This is a genomic window from Neisseria sp. HMSC069H12, from assembly GCF_001812735.1.
Taxonomy (GTDB): Bacteria; Pseudomonadota; Gammaproteobacteria; order Burkholderiales; family Neisseriaceae; genus Neisseria; species Neisseria subflava.
On sequence record NZ_KV810287.1, the window covers coordinates 118077 to 137408 of the forward strand.

The following is a 19332-nucleotide window of genomic DNA, read 5'->3' on the forward strand; positions in this document are numbered from 1 at the left end:
ACATGGAACATTACTTAAGCCTCTTTGTAAAATCCGTCTTTCTGGAAAACATGGCACTTTCCTTCTTCTTGGGGATGTGTACATTTTTGGCGGTATCTAAAAAAGTATCCACTGCATTCGGTTTGGGCGTGGCTGTAACTTTCGTACTCGGCCTGTCCGTCCCAGCCAACCAACTGGTTTACTCGCTGTTGAAAGACGGCGCGCTGGTTGAAGGTGTGGACCTGACCTTCCTGAAATTCATCACCTTCATCGGTGTGATTGCCGCTTTGGTGCAGATTTTGGAAATGTTCTTGGATAAATTCGTCCCTGCCCTCTATAACGCATTAGGTATCTACCTGCCTCTGATTACCGTAAACTGCGCGATTTTCGGTGCCGTATCGTTTATGGCGCAACGCGAATACAACTTCGGTGAGTCCGTTGTATACGGTTTTGGTGCAGGTTTAGGCTGGCTTTTGGCTATTGTCGCTTTGGCGGGCATTACCGAAAAAATGAAATATTCGGATGTCCCTAAAGGCCTCAAAGGCTTGGGCATTACCTTTATCGCCGCTGGCCTGATGGCAATGGCGTTTATGTCGTTCTCCGGCATCCAGTTATAAGAAAGGAATCGGCATGGAGATTATTTTAGGTATCGTGATGTTTACCCTCATCGTCTTGGTTTTGGCACTGATGATTCTGTTTGCCAAATCCAAGTTGGTGAGCGAAGGCGACATCACTATCAAAGTCAATAACGAAAAAGAGCTGACGATGCCTGCCGGTGGCAAACTGCTGGGTGCGCTTGCCAGCCAAGGCATCTTCGTTCCTTCCGCCTGCGGTGGCGGCGGCTCATGCGGCCAGTGCCGCGTTGTCGTGAAAAGCGGCGGCGGCGACATTCTGCCAACCGAATTGTCCCACATCAGCAAACGCGAAGCGCGCGAAGGCTGCCGTCTGTCTTGTCAGGTCAACGTTAAAACCGACATGGACATCGAAGTACCGGAAGAAGTATTCGGTGTAAAAAAATGGGAATGTACTGTCATCTCCAATGACAACAAAGCAACGTTCATTAAAGAACTCAAGCTTGCCATTCCAGAAGGCGAAGAAGTGCCTTTCCGCGCCGGCGGCTACATTCAAATTGAAGCCCCTCCTCACACTGTTGCCTACAAAGACTTCGACATTCCTAAGGAATACCACGAAGACTGGGACAAATACAATCTGTGGCAATACGTTTCTAAAGTAGACGAGCCGATTTTGCGCGCTTACTCCATGGCTTCATATCCAGAAGAAAAAGGCATCATCATGCTGAACGTGCGTATCGCCACGCCGCCTCCGCGCGTACCCGATGCGCCTCCGGGACAAATGTCGTCTTACATCTGGTCACTCAAACCCGGCGACAAAGTAACCATCTCCGGCCCGTTCGGCGAATTCTTCGCCAAAGACACCGATGCCGAAATGGTATTCATTGGTGGCGGTGCAGGTATGGCGCCGATGCGCTCCCACATTTTCGACCAGCTGAAACGCTTGAACTCCAAACGTAAGATTACCTTCTGGTATGGTGCCCGTTCTAAACGCGAGATGTTCTATGTCGAAGACTTCGACCAACTCGCGGCAGAGTACCCGAACTTCACATGGCACGTCGCCCTGTCCGACCCATTGCCTGAAGACAACTGGGACGGTTACACAGGCTTCATCCACAACGTGGTTTACGAAAACCACCTGAAAAACCATGAAGCACCGGAAGACTGCGAATTCTACATGTGCGGCCCTCCAATCATGAACCAGTCCGTGATCAAAATGCTCAAAGACTTGGGCGTGGAAGACGAAAACATCCTTTTAGACGATTTCGGCGGCTAACCAACAAAAAGGAAGAAACTTCGGTTTCTTCCTTTTTTATTGCCAGGCCGTATGAAAACCATACTTTCAGACGGCCTGAACCTTTCTTTTACGATACAATAAAGGCTTCAAAAAATAATCTGCAAATCCCTTATGCTGTTTCTTTCCAATTCGTTTTACCGTCCGATAATCGGTTGTACCGTTGCCATCGTTTCCGCACTCACACTCTCTGCCTGCCAACCTGAAAAACAACAAACCATTACCCTGCAAGGCGAGACCATGGGCACGACCTATACCGTCAAATATCTTTCAGACGGCCAAGACAAACTCCCCTCCCCTGCCGAAATCCAAAAACGCATTGATGACGCACTTCAAGAAGTCAATCGACAAATGTCTACCTACCAGACTGATTCCGAAATCAGCCAATTCAACCAGCTACGCACCGTCAATCAGGCCATGCCCATTTCCCAAGACTTTGCCTATGTAACCGGCGAAGCCTTGCGTTTAAACAAACTGACGCACGGCGCACTGGACGTAACCGTCGGTCCTTTGGTCAACCTTTGGGGATTCGGCCCGCAAAAAGAAATCACACACGAACCGACTGCACAAGAAATCCAACATGCTTCAGAAATAGTCGGTACGGACAAACTCAAACTTTCCCAAGACGGACAGCAGCCTACACTGGCGAAAACCCATCCCGAAGTCTATTTAGATCTATCCTCCATCGCCAAAGGCTTTGGCGTGGATAAAACCGCCGCCGAACTTGAAAAACTCAATATCGGCAATTATTTGGTAGAAATCGGAGGCGAGTTGCATGGCAAAGGCCGTAATGCGCAAGGCAACCCTTGGCGTATCGGCATCGAGCAGCCCAATATTGTTCAAGGCGGTGCCACCCAAATCACTATTCCATTGGACAATAAATCACTGGCCACGTCCGGCGACTACCGCATTTTCCATGTCGATAAGTCAGGCCGCCGCCTTTCCCATATCATCAACCCCAAAACCAAACAACCCATCAGCCACAACCTTGCTTCCATCAGCGTAGTAGCTGAAAACGCCACACTTGCAGACGGCCTTTCAACCGGCTTATTCGTCCTCGGAGAAACCGACGCACTTAAACTTGCCGAACAAGAAAATCTTGCCGTTTTCCTTATCATCCGAACCCCGCAAGGCAGCTACCATACTGAAATGTCCAGCGCATTCAAGAAATTATTAAACTAACCTTCAGGAATACACACATGAAAACCCTCCTTCTGACTTTCGGCATTTTTATTATTGTCATCCTCGGCATGGCAGTCGGCTATATTTTCTCCAAACGCACCATCAAAGGTAGCTGCGGCGGCATTTCCTCTCTCGGCATGAAGAAAATGTGCGATTGTGACACGCCATGCGATACCTTGCAAAAAGAGCTGGATAAAAAACAACATTCCGACAATCAAGGCATCAAAGTCGATCATTAAGTCGTTGTTGAATGTTTACTCATGATTTAAGACTGCTTATCTCCTATCAGGCCGTCTGAAAAATAAAAGAGCGTAATCCCAATGGATACACGCTCTTTTATTTTGTCTATTCCAAAGCAATCCAAAAATATCTTGCATACACATTTGAAACAAGCCCCCCAAAAACCAATCAGAAAATAAAAAGAAAAGCTCCTGCAAAACAGGAGCTTTTTCTTGGAAGAAACCGGATTATTTCAATTTAGTTTCTTTGTAAATAACGTGTTTACGGGCTACTGGGTCAAATTTTTTGATTTCCAGTTTGCCAGGCATAGTACGTTTGTTTTTAGTAGTTGTGTAGAAGTGACCAGTACCAGCGCTGGACTCCAGTTTGATTTTATCGCGCATTGCAGTAATCCTTAATTAATGGTGTTTAAATTAAGCTTCGCCGCGAGCACGCAAATCAGCCAATACGACATCAATGCCTACTTTATCGATGGTGCGCAATGCAGCGTTAGAAACGCGCAGGCGAACCCAGCGGTTTTCACTTTCTACCCAGAAACGACGTGATTGCAAGTTAGGCAAAAAACGACGTTTGGTTTTGTTGTTGGCGTGTGATACGTTATTGCCAGACATCGGGCGCTTACCGGTCACTTTGCAAACTCGTGCCATGGTTAGTCTCCAAACTTCTAAAATAGTAAAACGCGATTTATACCACGAAATCCGCCTTCAGTTCAAGTCGTTTGCTGAAAAAACGGGATTTGTGGAAATAAATCTTCTCAATATGTTGCATCTGCGAAACGGTATTTCGCAAAGCCTTAACTTTCCAATTATAACGGATTTCTTTAAAAAAATCATCTGTCGTTTGCGTAGTTGGCGAAATAAACAGGCCGTCTGAACATTTCAGACGGCCTGTTTGTCATCATGCTTTTTTCTTCAACGCCGCATTCAAAATGCAGCCGAGTATAAAGCAGGCTAAAGAGGGAACAACCCACCCTAAACCAATATTGTAAAACGGCAATGCGCGCTCGATGGCGGCAGCGGTGTCGATATCCAATCCAAACGCGGCCTTATAGGCATCGAGCAGACCGACTACAAGGGCCGCCATCATGGTGCAAAAATAGACAATACGGCTGCCGCCAAACAGTTTATCCGTCAAAGCCAACAGAATGATGACGATGGTCAGCGGATACAACAGCATCAGCATTGGGATGGAAAAATGCAAAATCGCTGAAAGGCCTTTATTGGCCAACAGGATAGACACCACTGTATTCAGTATCACAAAGGTTTTATAAGAAATACCCGGGCAAAGACGGTTGAAATATTCGGCGCATGAAGTAATCAAACCCACCGCCGTACTCAGACAGGCAAGCAGCACCATAACGACAAGCAACACAATACCGGCCGTACCGAAATAGTGCTGTGCGGTTTTAGACAAAACCGACGCGCCGTTTTCCTGCAAGCCGATACCGGCCACACCTGTCGCGCCCATATAGCCGATAAACAGGTAAACCACTGCCAAACAAGAAGCCGCCAACACGCCCGAAATCGTCGTAGTCTTCAGCAAGTCTGCACGGTTGTCCACGCCCATGGCGCGAACGGCATCGATGACGATAATGGCAAACACCAGCGAAGCCAGCGCGTCCATGGTACCGTAGCCTTCCAAAATGCCTTTAACCAACGGATGAGTGGCAAAATCGCCTTGCGCCGCCTGCGGCACGCCCATTGGGTTAATGGCGGCATAGCCGACCAATATCGCAATTGACAGCAACAAAACAGGCGTGAGGATTTTACCGATACGGTCAACCAGCTTACCCGGAGAAATCGACAGCCAATAAGTCATACCGAAAAACACCAGGCTGAATACGGCCAATGCGATGTTTTTCCAAGATTCATCAATAAAAGGGGAAATCGCGGTTTCAAAAGACACTGTCGCCGTACGCGGCATGGCAAACAGAGGGCCGATTGCCAAATAAAGTGCCGTGGCAAAAGTCACGCCGTACCAAGGCGCAACACGGGAAGCCAGCGCCTCCACATCGCGCGAACCGGAATAGCCGACGGCAATCACGCCCAACAATGGCAAACCCGCCCCGGTCAGCAGAAAGCCAAACATCGCCGAAAGCCAGTTTTCACCGGCCTGCTGTCCCAAAAAAGCAGGAAAAATCAGGTTCCCCGCCCCAAAAAACAGGGCAAACAGCATTAAGCCTACCGCCCATAAAGAAGCTTTGTTATGACTTGTCGTCGAATTCATTTTAGTTCTTCTTTTTTCAAATTTTCGTTATCGGTTTCATCAGCTTCAAGGCCGTCTGAAAGCATTTCGGCTTCGTTTGTTTCCAAACCGTCTTTCAGGCTGATTTCGATTTCACCATAATTTTCAGGCTGCACGATACGCACCAAGCCTTCTTTAGCCAATTCCAGCAATGCAATAAAATTGACCACCACATATGTCGCGCCCTGCTCCGGCTTAAACAAATCGCTGAACTTGCTGATACCGCTTTCGTTCAAGCGACGCAAAATCGCCGTCATCTGCGCGCGTACGGAAATGGTTTCCCGCACCACTTCATGACTGCGCGTATGCTTGGCACGCGACAAAATACCCAACCAAGCCTGCGTCAAATCGGCAACGTACACTTCCGGCAACTTCGCTTCGACCGCAATTTCCAACGGCAAATACGCCCAAGCAAAATCACGTCCGGCACGCGGCAACGCGTCCAAGCCCTGAGCCGCCAGTTTCATCTGCTCGTAAGCCAACAGACGGCGCACCAATTCGGCACGCGGATCAGCTTCTTCATCCTCAACTTCTTCAGGACGCGGCAGCAGCAGGCGCGATTTAATTTCAATCAGCATCGCTGCCATCAAAAGATATTCCGCCGCCAAATCAAACTGATATGCCTCCATTTGGGCAATATAGTGCAGATACTGCTCGGTAATTTTCACCATCGGAATATCGAGGACATCGATATTTTGCTTGCGGATAAGGTACAGCAGCAAATCCAACGGCCCTTGGAAGCTGCTCAATACCACCTTCAACGCATCGGGCGGAATAAACAAATCCTGCGGCACATCGGTAACAGGCTGACCGAACACCCAGGCAACGGTATGTTCAGACGACGTTGCAGCAGTGGAGGAGATAAGGTGTTCTGAAGACATGGTTAAAGGGTCTTTTTCTTTTTAAGTTTAGTAAGAAGTTTCATCAACAAAAGGCCGTCTGAAACGAGGACGATCCGTTTTTAATATAAAAATCAGCGGTTTTTACGATTAATTTGCACAGAAACAATGGCGACGGCAAAGGTCTGAGCCAAGACCATACCCAACAGCGGCAGGCTGGCGAAAACCGTACCCGTCAATACCGAACCGATATCTCGGGAAAACACAAAACCATCCCTCGCCAGCATCGCCACCATTAAAGCCGACAACAGCAAACTTTCGCAGCCGACCAAAAACCAAATCATTTTAACCGAACGGCGTTTGCGCCATTTCATAATACCGGCGTGCAACAGGCTGAATATCACGACGGACAGAAACGGATAAAGAAAAGTGGTGAATGGGCGGTCATAACCGCTTTGCACACACAAATAATCGCCCGGCAGCGTATCGCATTCCATCACATCAAGAAACATCGGATCGACAGCATACATCAATACGCCGAACCATACCGCATAAATCAGACTGGCAATAAAATAGGCTTTGAAAAATCGGCTCTTAACCATCTTCCTCTACCCCTCACTTCCGCCCCGCGATATGCTCCACCGCCGCCTGCGCACAATACAGCCCAAACGAAGCCGTTACCAGCATACTCGCCCCATAGCCCGCGCAGGACAAACCTTGCGGCGCGACATCGGTCGAACACGCTTCGCCGGATTGCGGCGGCGTAATATTCTCGGTTGAATAAACGCAAGGCACGCGCATTTTTTCTTTGGTATCGCGGCTGAAGCCGTAGCGTTTGCGCAAGGTGTAGCGCAGGTTGGCAAGCAGCGGGTCGTGGGTTACGCGGCTCAAATCGGCGGTTTGAATCAATGCCGGATTTTTCTGTCCGCCCGCGCCGCCGCTGAGGATAAACGGCTGTTTGTGTTGCACAAAATAAGCCGCCATCGCCGCCTTGACGCGTACTTGGTCTATCGCGTCGATCACAAAGTCGAAAGGTCGTCTGAAAAGCGTTTCCAGATTGTCTTCCGTCACAAAATCCTCGATTTCCTCCACTTCGCATTGCGGATTGATTTGGGCAATGCGTTCGCGCAACGCCGTCACCTTCGCCTTGCCGAAATCGTCGGTCAGCGCATGAAGCTGGCGGTTGACATTGGATTCGGCAACATTGTCCAAATCAATCAGCGTTAAACGACCGATGCCGCTCCTCGCCAACGCCTCTACCGCCCACGAGCCGACGCCGCCGACGCCGACCACGCACACATGCGCGCGCGAAAAGCGCACCAGCGCTTCGTCTCCGTAAAGTCTGGCAATGCCGCCAAAGCGGCGCGAAGAAAGAAAAGCGGCGTCCTGCATAAGCAACCTTGTGATATATCAATAAATTAATGAAAAACGCGACAGGCGATTCGGACAGACATTATACTTGAAAGCAGATGGGCTGTTGTACCTGCCCGAAAGAGTTTATAATCGTTTCACATTCAGACAAGTTCTGATTTCATATTAAACGAAAGTGCCGCTACTCGGCGCAAAAGGAGAATGAATATGTACAAACATCTGGTTGTAGCCGTTGACGGTAGCGAGACCTCCCTCAATGCATTGAAACACGCCGCCGAACTGGCAAGCCTCAACAAAGCCCAACTGACTTTGGTTCACGTTGCCAACCCTGCCGAATACATGGCTTTGGCACCTGAATTCCTGCAACACGAAAGCTACGAAGCCGCCGCCGTTGCCCAAGGCAACGAAGTTTTAGATTTTGCAGAAAAAACAGCGCGTGAAAACGGTGTTGAAAACATCGTGAAACACCTGTTGGTCGCCAACAAAGGCGCGCGCGAAATGGCTCAAGACTTGGTTGACTACGCCGACGAAAACGGCGCCGACCTGCTGGTACTCGGCACACACGGCCGCACTGGCCTGATGCACCTGCTGATGGGCAGCTTCGCCGAAACCGTAATGCGCCAAAGCCACCTGCCTCTGCTGATTATCCGCAGCAAAGCTGAAGAAGCATAATCAAGCATTGATTTAAAATAGCGAAAGGCCGTCTGAATATTTTTCAGACGGCCTTTTTTCACATGACAGCTTCAGCTTTTATTTCGCCATTTCTTTGAACACTTCGTGTGCCACAGCAATGGTTTCGTCAATCAGCTCAGGCGTATGCGCGGCGGAAACAAAACCGGCTTCATAAGCTGACGGGCCGAAGGCAACATTGCGGTCGAGCATACCGTGGAAGAAATGTTTGAAACCTTCAATATTGGAACGCGCCATATCGGCGTAGTTTTGCGGTGCATGGTTGGCAAAATACAGACCGAACATGCCACCCACGCTGTCCGCCGTAAATTCAACGCCGTGCGCTTTGGCCGCGTCGGTAATACCGTTGGCGAGGCGTTGGGTCAGGGCAGTCAGGTTTTCATAGAAGCCTTCGCGCTGAATGATTTCCAACGTTTTCAAACCGGCTGCAACCGCAATCGGATTGCCGGACAATGTACCTGCCTGATACACGCCGCCTAAGGGGGAAATGCATTCCATGATGTCTTTACGGCCGCCGAACGCCGCCAAAGGCATACCGCCGCCGATTACTTTGCCCATGGTGGTCAAATCGGGTTTAATGCCGTGCAAAGATTGCGCGCCGCCCAGCGCCACGCGGAAGCCGGTCATCACTTCGTCGTAAATCAATACGGCACCATGTTTTTCAGTCAATTCACGCAAGGCTTTGACAAAGGCTTCAGACGGCCTGACCAGATTCATATTGCCGACGAAAGGCTCCAAAATCACACAGGCGATGTCATTACCGCTTTGTGCAAAGGCTTCTTCCAGTTGGGCGATATTGTTGTATTCAAGTACCAAAGTGTGTTTGGTAAAGTCGGCAGGCACACCGGCGGAAGAAGGATTGCCAAACGTCAACAGACCGCTGCCTGCTTTCACCAACAGACTGTCGGAATGGCCGTGATAGCAGCCTTCAAACTTGATAATTTTGTCGCGGCCGGTAAAACCGCGTGCCAAACGAATGGCGGTCATTGTTGCTTCCGTACCGGAGCTGACAAGGCGCAGCTGCTCGACGGACGGCATGATTTTGGCAATTTCTTCGGCAATGACAATTTCGCCTTCAGTTGGCGCACCAAACGACAAACCGCCCAATGCTGCTTCGCGCACGGCTTCAATGACTTCTGGATGGGCATGGCCGACAATCGCAGGGCCCCAAGAGCCGACATAGTCGGTATAACGCGTGCCGTTTTCGTCCCAAACATACGCGCCTTCTGCCTTTTTGATAAAGCGCGGTACGCCGCCGACGCTGCCGAATGCGCGCACGGGAGAATTCACGCCGCCGGGAATAATGGCTTTGGCGCGGTTGAACAAGCTTTCATTACGGTTCATGGTCAATTCTTTCGTAAGAGGTCGTCTGAAAATCAAATTGATGCCATTTTAACACCAAATCCTTTTCAGACGGCCCAAGCTTCAAAATAAGAATCTGGCGCAAAATCAAAATTATTCTTTAAAAACAAACACTCTATCCACATTTTTCCTGCTTGTGCTATAATCCGCGACCTATTGAAACAATAAAAGAAAAGCATCATGTTACGCGGATTCATACTCAGCCTCGCCCTTTTGGCGTCCTCCCTCGTCCATGCACAACGCAGCCTGCCTGACGATATGGACGTAGCCGTTTTAAAAACTGTCGATTTGCCTTATCTGAAAGTCAGCAAAGGCGGTTTTTCTTGGACACGCCTGCTGACCTTGGGCATTGTGGACGGCAACGCGGCCAAACTGCAAATCACCCGTTTCACCAAAATCCACGATGAAAACGACCGTTTCATCCCGATGGGCCGCCTACTGAATCAAACCGGCAAAGCCGTTGCATTCAAATACAACGAAGAAAGCCGGCTCGTCCGCGAAATCTGGATTTTGACCGACGCCGAAGCCGACAGGTTCATCGAACACGCTAAAAAGCAGAAAAAGGCGGAAGAATAATTTTTCAGACGGCCCGAGTATTTCACAGGCCATCTGAACCCTTTTACAACAAGCAAATCAATCAAAACAAACCATGAAAAAAGTATTTATCCGCACCTTCGGGTGCCAAATGAACGAGTACGACAGCGAAAAAATGCTGTCCGTCCTCGCTGAAGAACACGGCGGCATCGAACAGGTTACCCAACCTGACGACGCCGACATCATCTTGTTCAACACCTGCTCCGTGCGTGAAAAAGCGCAAGAGAAAGTCTTCTCCGACTTGGGCCGCGTACGCCCGCTCAAAGAAAAAAATCCCGACCTCATCATCGGCGTTGCCGGCTGCGTTGCCTCTCAAGAAGGCGAAAACATCGTCAAACGCGCTCCGTATGTGGACGTGGTTTTCGGCCCGCAAACGCTGCACCGCCTGCCCAAACTCATCGTCGACAAAGAAACCACCGGCCTGTCTCAAATCGATATTTCCTTCCCCGAAATCGAAAAATTCGACCACCTGCCGCCTGCGCGCGTAGAAGGCGGCTCGGCTTTCATTTCCATTATGGAAGGCTGTTCCAAATACTGCTCTTACTGCGTCGTCCCTTATACCCGCGGCGAAGAATTCTCCCGCCCGCTCAACGACGTATTGACTGAGATTGCAGGCTTGGCGCAACAAGGTGTTAAAGAAATCAATCTCTTAGGCCAAAACGTCAATGCCTATCGCGGCGAAATGGAAAACGGCGAAATCTGCGACTTTGCCACTTTGTTGCGCATCGTCCACGAAATCCCCGGTATCGAACGCCTTCGCTTTACCACCAGCCATCCGCGCGAATTTACCGACGCGATTATCGAGTGCTACCGCGACCTGCCGAAGCTGGTTTCCCACCTGCACCTGCCGATTCAAAGTGGTTCCGACCGCGTATTGAGCGCGATGAAACGCGGATACACCGCCTTGGAATACAAATCCATCATCCGCAAGCTGCGCGCCATCCGTCCTGATTTGTGTCTCAGCTCCGACTTTATCGTCGGCTTCCCGGGCGAGACCGAGCGCGAGTTCGAGCAAACCTTGAAACTGGTCAAAGACATCGCCTTCGACTTGAGCTTCGTCTTTATTTACAGTCCGCGCCCTGGCACACCTGCCGCCAACCTGCACGACGACACGCCGCACGAAGAAAAAGTGCGCCGCCTCGAAGCTTTGAACGAAATCATCGAAGCCGAAACCGCGCGCATCAACCAAACCATGATCGGCACGGTTCAACGCTGCTTGGTTGAAGGTATCTCCAAAAAAGACCCTGACCAACTGCAAGCCCGTACCGCCAACAACCGCGTGGTCAACTTTACCGGTACACCCAACATGATCAACCAAATGATCGATTTGGAAATCACCGAAGCCTACACTTTCTCCCTGAAAGGCAAACCGGTATAAGCACACACAAACAAAGGCCGTCTGAAACTGTTCAGACGGCCTTTATCTTGGTTCGGCTCCGTATCATCTGATTCATGTATTTTTATTACCCGAACAAAAGGCTTTTCAGTATAATACCGCCCGAAAATTCCCTTATCTGTTGAGAAGTTAAGGCAAAAATCCGAGCCTCCGGCAGTTAAACCCGCTGATGCCGTCCTTAAACGGCTTTCCCCAAAGGAATATCTCGAATGAGTTCTTCAAATCAAAGCGTTTTGGAAAGATTATTCAACCTCAACGCCAATCAGACCAACGTCCGCACGGAAATTATGGCCGGTGTGACAACCTTCCTCGCCATGTGCTACATCATCATCGTCAATCCCCTGATTTTGGGCGAAACCGGCATGGATATGGGCGCAGTATTTGTGGCCACCTGTATTGCCTCAGCCATCGGCTGTTTCGTGATGGGCTTTGTCGGCAACTACCCGATCGCCCTCGCTCCGGGCATGGGTTTGAACGCTTACTTTACTTTTGCCGTCGTCAAAGGCATGGGCGTGGACTGGCGTGTGGCTTTGAGTGCCGTTTTCATCTCCGGTATTATTTTCATCCTTTTCAGCTTCTTTAAAGTGCGCGAAATGCTGGTCAACGCCCTGCCTATGGGCTTGAAAATGTCGATTGCCGCAGGCATCGGCCTCTTCTTGGCATTGATTGCGCTCAAAGGAGCAGGCGTGATTGTGGCCAATCCTGCCACATTAGTCGGATTGGGCGACATCCACCAGCCTACCGCCCTGCTGGCAATGGCAGGCTTTGTCATGGTGGTTGCACTTGGCCACTTCCGCGTTAAAGGCTCCATCATCATTACCATTCTGACGCTGACCGCCATCTCCACCATCTTGGGCTTGAGCGAGTTCAAAGGTGTGGTCGGCGAAGTTCCGAGCATTGCGCCAACCTTCATGCAGATGGACTTTAAAGGCTTGTTCACCGTCAGCATGGTCAGCGTGATTTTTGTATTCTTCCTGGTTGACCTGTTTGACTCTACCGGCACATTGGTCGGTGTTTCCCACCGCGCAGGCCTGTTGCAAGACGGCAAACTGCCGCGTTTGAAACGCGCCCTGCTTGCCGACTCTACCGCCATTATCGCAGGCGCCGCCTTGGGTACTTCTTCCACTACCCCTTACGTTGAAAGCGCGGCAGGCGTTTCTGCCGGCGGCCGTACCGGCCTGACTGCCGTTACTGTCGGCGTACTGATGCTGGCCTGTCTGATTTTCTCCCCGCTGGTTCAAAGCATTCCTGCATTCGCTACCGCACCCGCCCTGCTCTATGTTGGCGCACAAATGTTGCGCAGCGCGCGCGAAATCGATTGGGACGACATGACCGAAGCCGCGCCGGCATTCCTGACCATCGTCTTCATGCCGTTTACCTACTCGATTGCCGACGGTATTGCATTCGGCTTTATCAGCTACGCACTCATCAAACTCTTGTGCAACCGCACTCAAGACGTACCGCCTATGGTATGGATCGTCGCCGTATTGTGGGCACTGAAATTCTGGTTCTTGGGTTAAACCACTCAAAAGAACAGGCCGTCTGAAAACTTTTCAGACGGCCTGTTTTATTTTACCCAGCATTTAAAGCTGTCGGTAAAAGATTATTTTTTCGCTTTTTTAGCAGCTGGTTTAGCGGCAGCTTTCGCGCCTTTGTCCAATGCGCAGAAGCGGGTAACGATTTGATCAACCACTTCTTGTTTGCCGTTTACTTCGGTAGTACCGCGGACAGTCAGCATGTTGCCGTCAACTTTGTCTACGTTGGCTGCAGTAGCTGCTTCAGCAACCCAAGCGACATTGCCGCCCCAGAATGCGTTTACATCTTTGCTGCTGTCAGTGATACGGAACAGGTTTTCAGTTAATTGACCTTTGTATTTTACTTGTGCAGCAACAACTTCGTTGCCTTTGAAGCCGTACATTACGCTCAGAGGCTCTTTGCCGTCTTTACCGCATTTGTAGTGAACTTCTTTAGTACCGTCGATAGAGTCTACTTTCAAAGTATTAGGTACTGGAGCTTGAGCTTGTTGAGCCTGAGCTTGAGTTTGTTGTTGCGCAGTAGGCGCAGCTTTGGTTTCAGGTTTGGCTTTAGAACCGCTGCTACATGCAGTCAGGGCAACAGCCGCCAAAACGGCAGGAACGATTAATTTAACATTCATATTCATAATTGACTCCCAAATGGTTTCAATAAAAAACCGGCAAACGCCGGCTGACATTTACACATTAACAGAGATATTCCGTCTTGTCTTTATCTCAGACGGCATTTTTTAAGAAAAGTTCAAATAAATATTTTTATTTCCTAAAATCAATAAATTATAAATATGAAATCATGTAAATTCAGGTTTGGGAATTTTTAAGATAAATACTGTTGTCAATAAATTGGGTTTTGACAATGGTAAAATGAAATTGAAAAGCGCATATAGACAACAAAAAACTGAGCAATTTATTTTACAAGCTTCTGTCTCTGGATTTGCTGAGCGTTTCAGACGGCCTTAGAATACAAACAGTAAATGCAATAAAAAAACGCAATCTGAAACAGATTGCGTTTTTTTGAAAACTGGCACGCCCACGGGGAATCGAACCCCGGTTACCGCCGTGAAAGGGCGATGTCCTAACCGCTAGACGATGGGCGCGGATAAATCTTGTGGCGCACCCGGAGCGATTCGAACGCCCGACCCTCTGGTTCGTAGCCAGATACTCTATCCAACTGAGCTACGGGTGCATCCTTATCACTTCGCTAGTGCGTTGTGAATCAAGAAGACCGAATAGTATAGGCTTTGCCGAAACCTGTCTACTCTTTTCGCAGATATTTTTTATATTTTCAATTAACTGATTGAAATTAAAAAATATAAAATTAACGTAAAATCCCTACTCCTGACAAATCCTGCGCCATTTTGGCGGCGGAGTTATCGGTCATGCCGCCGACAAAATCCAAAATTTTCATATAGGCCTGATACAGACTGTCTTCAGGAAGAATCGGATTGTACTTTTTCAATAATTCCAACGCCAAAGACTGACGTGTTGCCAACTGTTTTTCAGCAATCAGGGCATACGCGGCAGGGACAAGTAAATCCAAGATGGAGCCTAAACATGGGAACGTGGCGATCTCGGTCAACAGCTTGGTGTGATGGCGGAAAATCCGTGTTTGAGCCAATTCTTTTGCTTTTGCCAAAGTGTTTTGCACTTGCGGGCTACACAGGGCAAGCAAGTCTTTGCCTTTGAATGTTCCGTCCAACAAATCGGACTGATGCAGCATAAAGGTTTGCGCGACATCATCAATCGCCTTGCCGATCGCAATGCCACGCAACATGGCGCAACGCTGACGGCTGGAGCTGGCGTGCCATGCGCTTTCGGCAAAGGTCAGCTCGGACAAGATACTCTCCACTTCCGTATCCGTGAGCAAATCCAATTCGACGGCATCTTCCAAGTCCAGCAAGGCATAGCAAATATCGTCGGCAGCCTCCATCAAATAAGACAAAGGATGGCGCGCCCAGCTGTCTACTCCTGCGGAAACCAGCCCCAATTCGTCGGCAACTTGACGGATAAACGGCAACTCTGTTTGATAAATATTGAATTTCTTTCTGCCGTTCGGATGTTGCGTTGTCCACGGATACTTCAATAATGCGCCGATGGCTGCCGCAGTCAGGCGCATTCCGCCCGCCTCCGGATACATTTCAAGGCTGGCAACGATACGCAGGCTATGCGCATTGCCTTCATAAGTTTGAATATCGTTGCGTTCCGCTTCGTTTAATGCGTTCAGATAAATTTGATGTTCAGGCCGTCTGAACCAATCGCGCAAAGCATCTTCGCCGGTATGGCCAAACGGCGGATTGCCCAAATCATGCGCCAAACAGGAAACCTGCACCACGGCACCAATATCGCTGGGCGTATTGCCCTGCGGCAGAAAACCGCCGTTGTGCAACATCACGCCCACGCGGTTGCCCAAGCTCCTGCCCACGCTGGCAACTTCAACGCTGTGCGTCAGACGGTTGTGCGTCAAGTCATGTTGCGCCAGCGGATGCACTTGCGTTTTACGGCCAAGACGGCGGAAGGCTCCGGAGAAAACAACCCGGTCGTAGTCAATGTGAAAATCCGTACGCAAAGCATCGGCACCTTCCTGCGTCGAAGGGGTAACGGTCGGCACGATTTCACCGTTTTTAGTACGGAAACGTTGAGTAGATAATAAGTTTTGCCAATTCATTTGGATGGTCATAAAGGTTCCTCAAGCAAAGTAAAGGCCGTCTGAAACATATTCAGACGGCCTTATGCTTATTTACCGCGCATCAATTCAAAGAAATCGTCGTTATTTTTAGAGTCTTTGAGTTTGCCCACCAAAAACTCGGTCGCTTCGATTTCGTCCATAGGGTGCAGGAATTTGCGCAAGAGCCACATACGTTGCAACTGATCGTTCGGCACCAGCAATTCTTCGCGGCGCGTACCGGATTTGTTGATGCTGATGGCCGGGAACAGGCGTTTTTCTGCCATGCGGCGGTCAAGGTGCAATTCCATATTGCCCGTGCCTTTGAACTCTTCGTAAATCACGTCGTCCATGCGGCTGCCGGTTTCAACAAGTGCCGTCGCAATAATGGTAAGCGAACCGCCCTCTTCCACATTACGCGCTGCGCCGAAAAAGCGTTTCGGACGGTGTAAAGCGTTGGCATCAACACCGCCGGTCAGAATTTTGCCCGAAGTCGGTACAACGGTATTGTAGGCGCGCGCCAAGCGGGTAATCGAATCCAGCAAAATCACCACGTCTTTTTTGTGTTCGACCATGCGTTTGGCTTTTTCAATCACCATCTCGGCCACTTGTACATGGCGTTGCGCAGGCTCGTCAAACGTAGAGGAAACCACTTCGCCACGTACAGAACGACTCATCTCGGTCACTTCTTCCGGTCGTTCGTCAATCAACAGGACAATCAGCTCGACATCGGGATAATTGGCGGTAATGGCATGAGCAATGTTTTGCAACATCACGGTTTTACCGGTTTTAGGCGGCGCAACCAACAATGCACGTTGGCCTTTACCAATTGGGGAAACCAAGTCGATGGCGCGGCCGGTCAGATTTTCTTCGGCTTTGATGTCGCGCTCAAGCTTGAATTGTTCGGTTGGAAATAAAGGCGTGAGGTTTTCAAAGAGGATTTTGTGTTTGCAGACTTCGGGCTGATCGCCGTTGATGGTATCAAGGCGGACAAGCGCGAAATAACGCTCGTTGTCTTTAGGCACGCGCACGCTGCCTTCGATGGTGTCGCCGGTGTGCAGATTGAAGCGGCGGATTTGCGTTGGCGAAACATAAATATCGTCAGGGCCGGCAAGGTAAGAAGTATCTGCGCTGCGCAAGAAACCGAAGCCGTCGGGCAGGATTTCGAGTGTACCGGAGCAGGTGAAGCTGACATTCTGCTTCATCATCTGGCGGACGATGGCAAAAACGAGGTCTTGTTTGCGGAAACGGTTGGCGTTTTCAATGCCATGTTCTTCTGCCATTTCCAAGAGTTTGGAAATGTGGAGGGTTTGGAGTTCTGAAACGTGCATAGTATTGATATATTTTGAATGGTATCAGAGAGATGGCACAAAGGCCGTCTGAAAGTATGAAATCGTGCCGCAGGATACGGTAGATTTTTGAGAAAGTTGAATTTTAGGCAGTTGGAGGCAGGGTGTCAAATTTTTAAATCGAACACTAAGGCCGCAACTTAGTCTTATCCTTCAATAAGATTACGGCTGGAAGTAACGTGGCAACCGCAATCTTATTATCAAAAATCCGAGTATTTGCCCAACTTCAGACGGCCTTCTGCCCGTACCGCATCAGCGTCATGCCGCCGACTGCCGCTGCACAACCTGCAACCAGCGAAATATGCAACGGTTCGCCCAAAAACCACGCCGAAGACAGTACACCGAAAATCGGCACGAGCGTAATGTACGCCGCCGCACTGCCTGCGCCCAAAATCTTCACACCTTCGAAATACCACGCATATGCCAATACCGTCGCGCCGATGACCAGCCACGCCAATGCCGTCCAACCGCGCCCATCCATTGCCGCCATTGCCTCAAACGGTAATCCATCAACCCACAACGCCACCACCGACAACATCAACGCGCCGATAAGCGAAGTTGCCGCCGTTACCGTCAGCGCGTCTATACCACGCAAAACCGCGCGTCCGATTAAGGTATAAGCCGCCCAACAAACCACGCAGCCGAAAATCAGCCACTCCCCCGCCTTGATGCCGCCCGATAATACCGTCAAAGGCTGCCCTTGCGTGACCGCCGTTATCGCGCCACAGACCGCCAACAGCATACCTGCCAAAATCTTCGCGTTTAAACGCTCGCCGAAAAGCCAAGCCGCCAGCAGCAGCGTCAGCACGGGATTCACCGCCACGACCACCGCCGCCTTGCCCGCAGGCATCGCCTGCAAGCCCAGCATAAAAAACACCGCATAGCCGCATACCCCGACGGAAGCAGCTACCGCCAAGCCCAGCCATTGCCGCGCCGACAAAGCCGCCAAAGTCGCAAACCTGCTGCGCGCAAACAACCAGCCCAACAACAAAACCGAAGCCAGTACAAACCGAACCGCCCCGCCTGTCAGCGGCGGCAGCGACTGCCCCAGCATCCGCCCCATCGGCCAAGACGCACCCCACAACACCGCCATTCCCAGCAGTTTCAAATGTACGGAATAACGTTCCATCTCAATCCTTTATCAACAAAAGCCGTCTGAAAACCGGATTTCAAGTTTTCAGACGGCCTTCAATATAGCAACTGCAAACAGATTACTTGGGCTGCCAAGAATCTTTCAACGTCACAGTGCGGTTAAACACCGGCGTGTCTTTGCTGTGGTCTTTGCGGTCGGTAACGAAATAGCCCAAACGTTCAAACTGCCAGCGGCTTTCGGCGGGCAGGTTTTTGGCTGCGGGTTCGGCGTAGGCGGTGATTTCTCTGGCCGATTCGGGGTTGAGAAAATCGGTAAACGGCAGGTATTCGCCGTCTTCGCCGCGCACGGCATCGGGACGGGGTTCGGTGAACAGGCGGTCGTACAGGCGCACGGTGGCGGGAACGGCATGCGCTACGGCAAAATCGCCATTTTGTCGGACGCCGATGTGGACGGCTCACACATACAAGTGCTGCTGCTCACCCTGTTTTACCGCCACTTTCCCACGCTGATCCGCCACGGCCATATCTACGTTGCCCAACCGCCGCTGTTCCGCGTGGATGTCAATGCCCAGGGCAAAAGCCGCCCCGCGCGCAAATTCTACGCGCTCGACCAAGGCGAACTCGAAGGCATTTTGGAGCGGCTCGCCGCCGAAAAAGTCAAAGAATCCGCCTATTCCATCAGCCGCTTCAAAGGCCTGAGCGAAATGAACCCCGACCAGCTCAAAGACACCACCATGAACCCCGACACCCGCCGCCTGCTGCGCGTGGGCATTCCCGAGCACGATAGTGAAACCACGCTCGCCGCCTTCACCCGCCTGATGGGTAAAGGCGAAGCCGCCGCCCGCCGTAGCTGGATGGAAGCCGAAGGCGACCGGGTGGAAGCGGATATTTAGGTTTTCAGGTGTAGAAACTAGTAGCGTTGTTTACAGTATTT

The 19332-nt window shown here is 50.4% G+C and carries 19 protein-coding genes, 2 tRNA genes and 2 pseudogenes; 9 read left to right on the forward strand and 14 right to left on the reverse strand.

Going from position 1 to position 19332, the window contains the following annotated elements:
- Positions 1 to 2: 2 nt before the first annotated feature.
- From nqrE to nqrM, 4 genes are all read left to right on the forward strand, one after another.
- A complete protein-coding gene (nqrE, locus tag HMPREF2872_RS07565) occupies positions 3 to 596 on the forward strand; it encodes an NADH:ubiquinone reductase (Na(+)-transporting) subunit E (protein WP_003684365.1) in 594 nt (197 codons plus the stop codon).
- Positions 597 to 609: 13 nt separating this feature from the next.
- Positions 610 to 1827 (forward strand): NADH:ubiquinone reductase (Na(+)-transporting) subunit F, encoded by a 1218-nt coding sequence (gene nqrF, locus HMPREF2872_RS07570; protein WP_049360298.1) that lies wholly within the window; start codon positions 610 to 612, stop codon positions 1825 to 1827.
- A 132-nt stretch (positions 1828 to 1959) separates the two neighbouring features.
- Positions 1960 to 3027, forward strand: coding sequence for an FAD:protein FMN transferase (locus HMPREF2872_RS07575; protein ID WP_083311763.1), 1068 nt, complete (start codon positions 1960 to 1962; stop codon positions 3025 to 3027).
- A gap of 17 nt (positions 3028 to 3044) precedes the next feature.
- Entirely contained in the window at positions 3045 to 3266 is a 222-nt protein-coding gene (gene nqrM / locus HMPREF2872_RS07580) for a (Na+)-NQR maturation NqrM (protein WP_003680888.1), read from the forward strand.
- A gap of 228 nt (positions 3267 to 3494) precedes the next feature.
- Here nqrM and rpmG read toward each other — a convergent pair whose 3' ends face one another.
- From rpmG to HMPREF2872_RS07610, 6 genes are all read right to left on the reverse strand, one after another.
- Complete coding sequence (rpmG, locus tag HMPREF2872_RS07585) at positions 3495 to 3650, reverse strand: 50S ribosomal protein L33 (RefSeq protein ID WP_003684373.1); 156 nt, start codon at positions 3648 to 3650, stop codon at positions 3495 to 3497.
- A gap of 30 nt (positions 3651 to 3680) precedes the next feature.
- On the reverse strand, positions 3681 to 3914 hold the full coding sequence (gene rpmB / locus HMPREF2872_RS07590; protein ID WP_002216391.1) for a 50S ribosomal protein L28: 234 nt from the start codon (positions 3912 to 3914) through the stop codon (positions 3681 to 3683).
- A 250-nt stretch (positions 3915 to 4164) separates the two neighbouring features.
- Positions 4165 to 5493: a branched-chain amino acid transport system II carrier protein gene (brnQ, locus tag HMPREF2872_RS07595; RefSeq protein ID WP_070632665.1), complete on the reverse strand. Its 1329-nt coding sequence runs from the start codon at positions 5491 to 5493 to the stop codon at positions 4165 to 4167.
- Positions 5490 to 6392, reverse strand: coding sequence for a segregation and condensation protein A (locus HMPREF2872_RS07600; RefSeq protein ID WP_070632667.1), 903 nt, complete (start codon positions 6390 to 6392; stop codon positions 5490 to 5492). The genes brnQ and HMPREF2872_RS07600 overlap by 4 nt, the downstream gene beginning before the upstream one ends.
- A gap of 92 nt (positions 6393 to 6484) precedes the next feature.
- Positions 6485 to 6952 (reverse strand): hypothetical protein, encoded by a 468-nt coding sequence (locus HMPREF2872_RS07605; protein ID WP_070632668.1) that lies wholly within the window; start codon positions 6950 to 6952, stop codon positions 6485 to 6487.
- Positions 6953 to 6965: 13 nt separating this feature from the next.
- Positions 6966 to 7742: a tRNA threonylcarbamoyladenosine dehydratase gene (locus tag HMPREF2872_RS07610; RefSeq protein ID WP_070632671.1), complete on the reverse strand. Its 777-nt coding sequence runs from the start codon at positions 7740 to 7742 to the stop codon at positions 6966 to 6968.
- A 186-nt stretch (positions 7743 to 7928) separates the two neighbouring features.
- On the opposite strand from HMPREF2872_RS07610, the gene HMPREF2872_RS07615 reads away from it, so the two are divergent.
- On the forward strand, positions 7929 to 8393 hold the full coding sequence (locus HMPREF2872_RS07615) for a universal stress protein (protein ID WP_003748822.1): 465 nt from the start codon (positions 7929 to 7931) through the stop codon (positions 8391 to 8393).
- A 78-nt stretch (positions 8394 to 8471) separates the two neighbouring features.
- On the opposite strand, the gene hemL is transcribed toward HMPREF2872_RS07615, so the two are convergent.
- The gene (gene hemL / locus HMPREF2872_RS07620) at positions 8472 to 9755 is read right to left on the reverse strand and encodes a glutamate-1-semialdehyde 2,1-aminomutase (RefSeq protein WP_070632673.1); all 1284 of its coding nucleotides are present in this window, start codon (positions 9753 to 9755) and stop codon (positions 8472 to 8474) included.
- A 198-nt stretch (positions 9756 to 9953) separates the two neighbouring features.
- Between hemL and HMPREF2872_RS07625 the strand changes: the two genes are divergently transcribed.
- From HMPREF2872_RS07625 to HMPREF2872_RS07635, 3 genes are all read left to right on the forward strand, one after another.
- The gene (locus tag HMPREF2872_RS07625) at positions 9954 to 10349 is read left to right on the forward strand and encodes a hypothetical protein (protein ID WP_049333912.1); all 396 of its coding nucleotides are present in this window, start codon (positions 9954 to 9956) and stop codon (positions 10347 to 10349) included.
- 73 nt (positions 10350 to 10422) lie between these two features.
- Complete coding sequence (gene miaB, locus HMPREF2872_RS07630; protein WP_070632675.1) at positions 10423 to 11745, forward strand: tRNA (N6-isopentenyl adenosine(37)-C2)-methylthiotransferase MiaB; 1323 nt, start codon at positions 10423 to 10425, stop codon at positions 11743 to 11745.
- Between the two features lie 227 nt (positions 11746 to 11972).
- Positions 11973 to 13283: an NCS2 family permease gene (locus HMPREF2872_RS07635; RefSeq protein ID WP_049329030.1), complete on the forward strand. Its 1311-nt coding sequence runs from the start codon at positions 11973 to 11975 to the stop codon at positions 13281 to 13283.
- A gap of 83 nt (positions 13284 to 13366) precedes the next feature.
- Here HMPREF2872_RS07635 and HMPREF2872_RS07640 read toward each other — a convergent pair whose 3' ends face one another.
- The 7 genes and pseudogenes from HMPREF2872_RS07640 to HMPREF2872_RS07670 form a co-directional block, all read right to left on the reverse strand.
- Entirely contained in the window at positions 13367 to 13924 is a 558-nt protein-coding gene (locus HMPREF2872_RS07640; RefSeq protein ID WP_070632696.1) for a hypothetical protein, read from the reverse strand.
- Positions 13925 to 14317: 393 nt separating this feature from the next.
- Positions 14318 to 14392: transfer RNA gene (locus tag HMPREF2872_RS07645), tRNA-Glu, on the reverse strand.
- Between the two features lie 12 nt (positions 14393 to 14404).
- Positions 14405 to 14481 (reverse strand) — tRNA-Arg (locus HMPREF2872_RS07650).
- 132 nt (positions 14482 to 14613) lie between these two features.
- Positions 14614 to 15972 (reverse strand): deoxyguanosinetriphosphate triphosphohydrolase, encoded by a 1359-nt coding sequence (locus HMPREF2872_RS07655; protein ID WP_070632677.1) that lies wholly within the window; start codon positions 15970 to 15972, stop codon positions 14614 to 14616.
- Between the two features lie 56 nt (positions 15973 to 16028).
- Positions 16029 to 17288, reverse strand: a complete 1260-nt coding sequence (rho, locus tag HMPREF2872_RS07660; RefSeq protein WP_003680905.1) for a transcription termination factor Rho — start codon at positions 17286 to 17288, stop codon at positions 16029 to 16031.
- A 244-nt stretch (positions 17289 to 17532) separates the two neighbouring features.
- Positions 17533 to 18435 (reverse strand): DMT family transporter, encoded by a 903-nt coding sequence (locus HMPREF2872_RS07665; protein WP_070632679.1) that lies wholly within the window; start codon positions 18433 to 18435, stop codon positions 17533 to 17535.
- A gap of 82 nt (positions 18436 to 18517) precedes the next feature.
- Positions 18518 to 18790 (reverse strand): annotated as a pseudogene (locus HMPREF2872_RS07670) (glutamine--tRNA ligase); the annotation flags it as partial.
- Between the two features lie 9 nt (positions 18791 to 18799).
- Between HMPREF2872_RS07670 and HMPREF2872_RS07675 the strand changes: the two are divergent.
- Positions 18800 to 19291 (forward strand): annotated as a pseudogene (locus tag HMPREF2872_RS07675) (DNA topoisomerase IV subunit B); the annotation flags it as partial.
- Positions 19292 to 19332 lie beyond the last annotated feature (41 nt).

Coding starts and splice junctions, on each gene's coding strand:
- rpmG (WP_003684373.1), bottom strand. CDS start 3,650: ATGCGCGATAAAATCAAACTGGAGTCCAGCGCTGGTACTGGTCACTTC.
- nqrE (WP_003684365.1), top strand. CDS start 3: ATGGAACATTACTTAAGCCTCTTTGTAAAATCCGTCTTTCTGGAAAAC.
- HMPREF2872_RS07610 (WP_070632671.1), bottom strand. CDS start 7,742: ATGCAGGACGCCGCTTTTCTTTCTTCGCGCCGCTTTGGCGGCATTGCC.
- HMPREF2872_RS07635 (WP_049329030.1), top strand. CDS start 11,973: ATGAGTTCTTCAAATCAAAGCGTTTTGGAAAGATTATTCAACCTCAAC.
- HMPREF2872_RS07625 (WP_049333912.1), top strand. CDS start 9,954: ATGTTACGCGGATTCATACTCAGCCTCGCCCTTTTGGCGTCCTCCCTC.
- nqrM (WP_003680888.1), top strand. CDS start 3,045: ATGAAAACCCTCCTTCTGACTTTCGGCATTTTTATTATTGTCATCCTC.
- brnQ (WP_070632665.1), bottom strand. CDS start 5,493: ATGAATTCGACGACAAGTCATAACAAAGCTTCTTTATGGGCGGTAGGC.
- HMPREF2872_RS07640 (WP_070632696.1), bottom strand. CDS start 13,924: ATGAATATGAATGTTAAATTAATCGTTCCTGCCGTTTTGGCGGCTGTT.
- miaB (WP_070632675.1), top strand. CDS start 10,423: ATGAAAAAAGTATTTATCCGCACCTTCGGGTGCCAAATGAACGAGTAC.
- HMPREF2872_RS07605 (WP_070632668.1), bottom strand. CDS start 6,952: ATGGTTAAGAGCCGATTTTTCAAAGCCTATTTTATTGCCAGTCTGATT.
- HMPREF2872_RS07600 (WP_070632667.1), bottom strand. CDS start 6,392: ATGTCTTCAGAACACCTTATCTCCTCCACTGCTGCAACGTCGTCTGAA.
- nqrF (WP_049360298.1), top strand. CDS start 610: ATGGAGATTATTTTAGGTATCGTGATGTTTACCCTCATCGTCTTGGTT.
- HMPREF2872_RS07575 (WP_083311763.1), top strand. CDS start 1,960: ATGCTGTTTCTTTCCAATTCGTTTTACCGTCCGATAATCGGTTGTACC.
- HMPREF2872_RS07665 (WP_070632679.1), bottom strand. CDS start 18,435: ATGGAACGTTATTCCGTACATTTGAAACTGCTGGGAATGGCGGTGTTG.
- rho (WP_003680905.1), bottom strand. CDS start 17,288: ATGCACGTTTCAGAACTCCAAACCCTCCACATTTCCAAACTCTTGGAA.
- HMPREF2872_RS07615 (WP_003748822.1), top strand. CDS start 7,929: ATGTACAAACATCTGGTTGTAGCCGTTGACGGTAGCGAGACCTCCCTC.
- HMPREF2872_RS07655 (WP_070632677.1), bottom strand. CDS start 15,972: ATGACCATCCAAATGAATTGGCAAAACTTATTATCTACTCAACGTTTC.
- rpmB (WP_002216391.1), bottom strand. CDS start 3,914: ATGGCACGAGTTTGCAAAGTGACCGGTAAGCGCCCGATGTCTGGCAAT.
- hemL (WP_070632673.1), bottom strand. CDS start 9,755: ATGAACCGTAATGAAAGCTTGTTCAACCGCGCCAAAGCCATTATTCCC.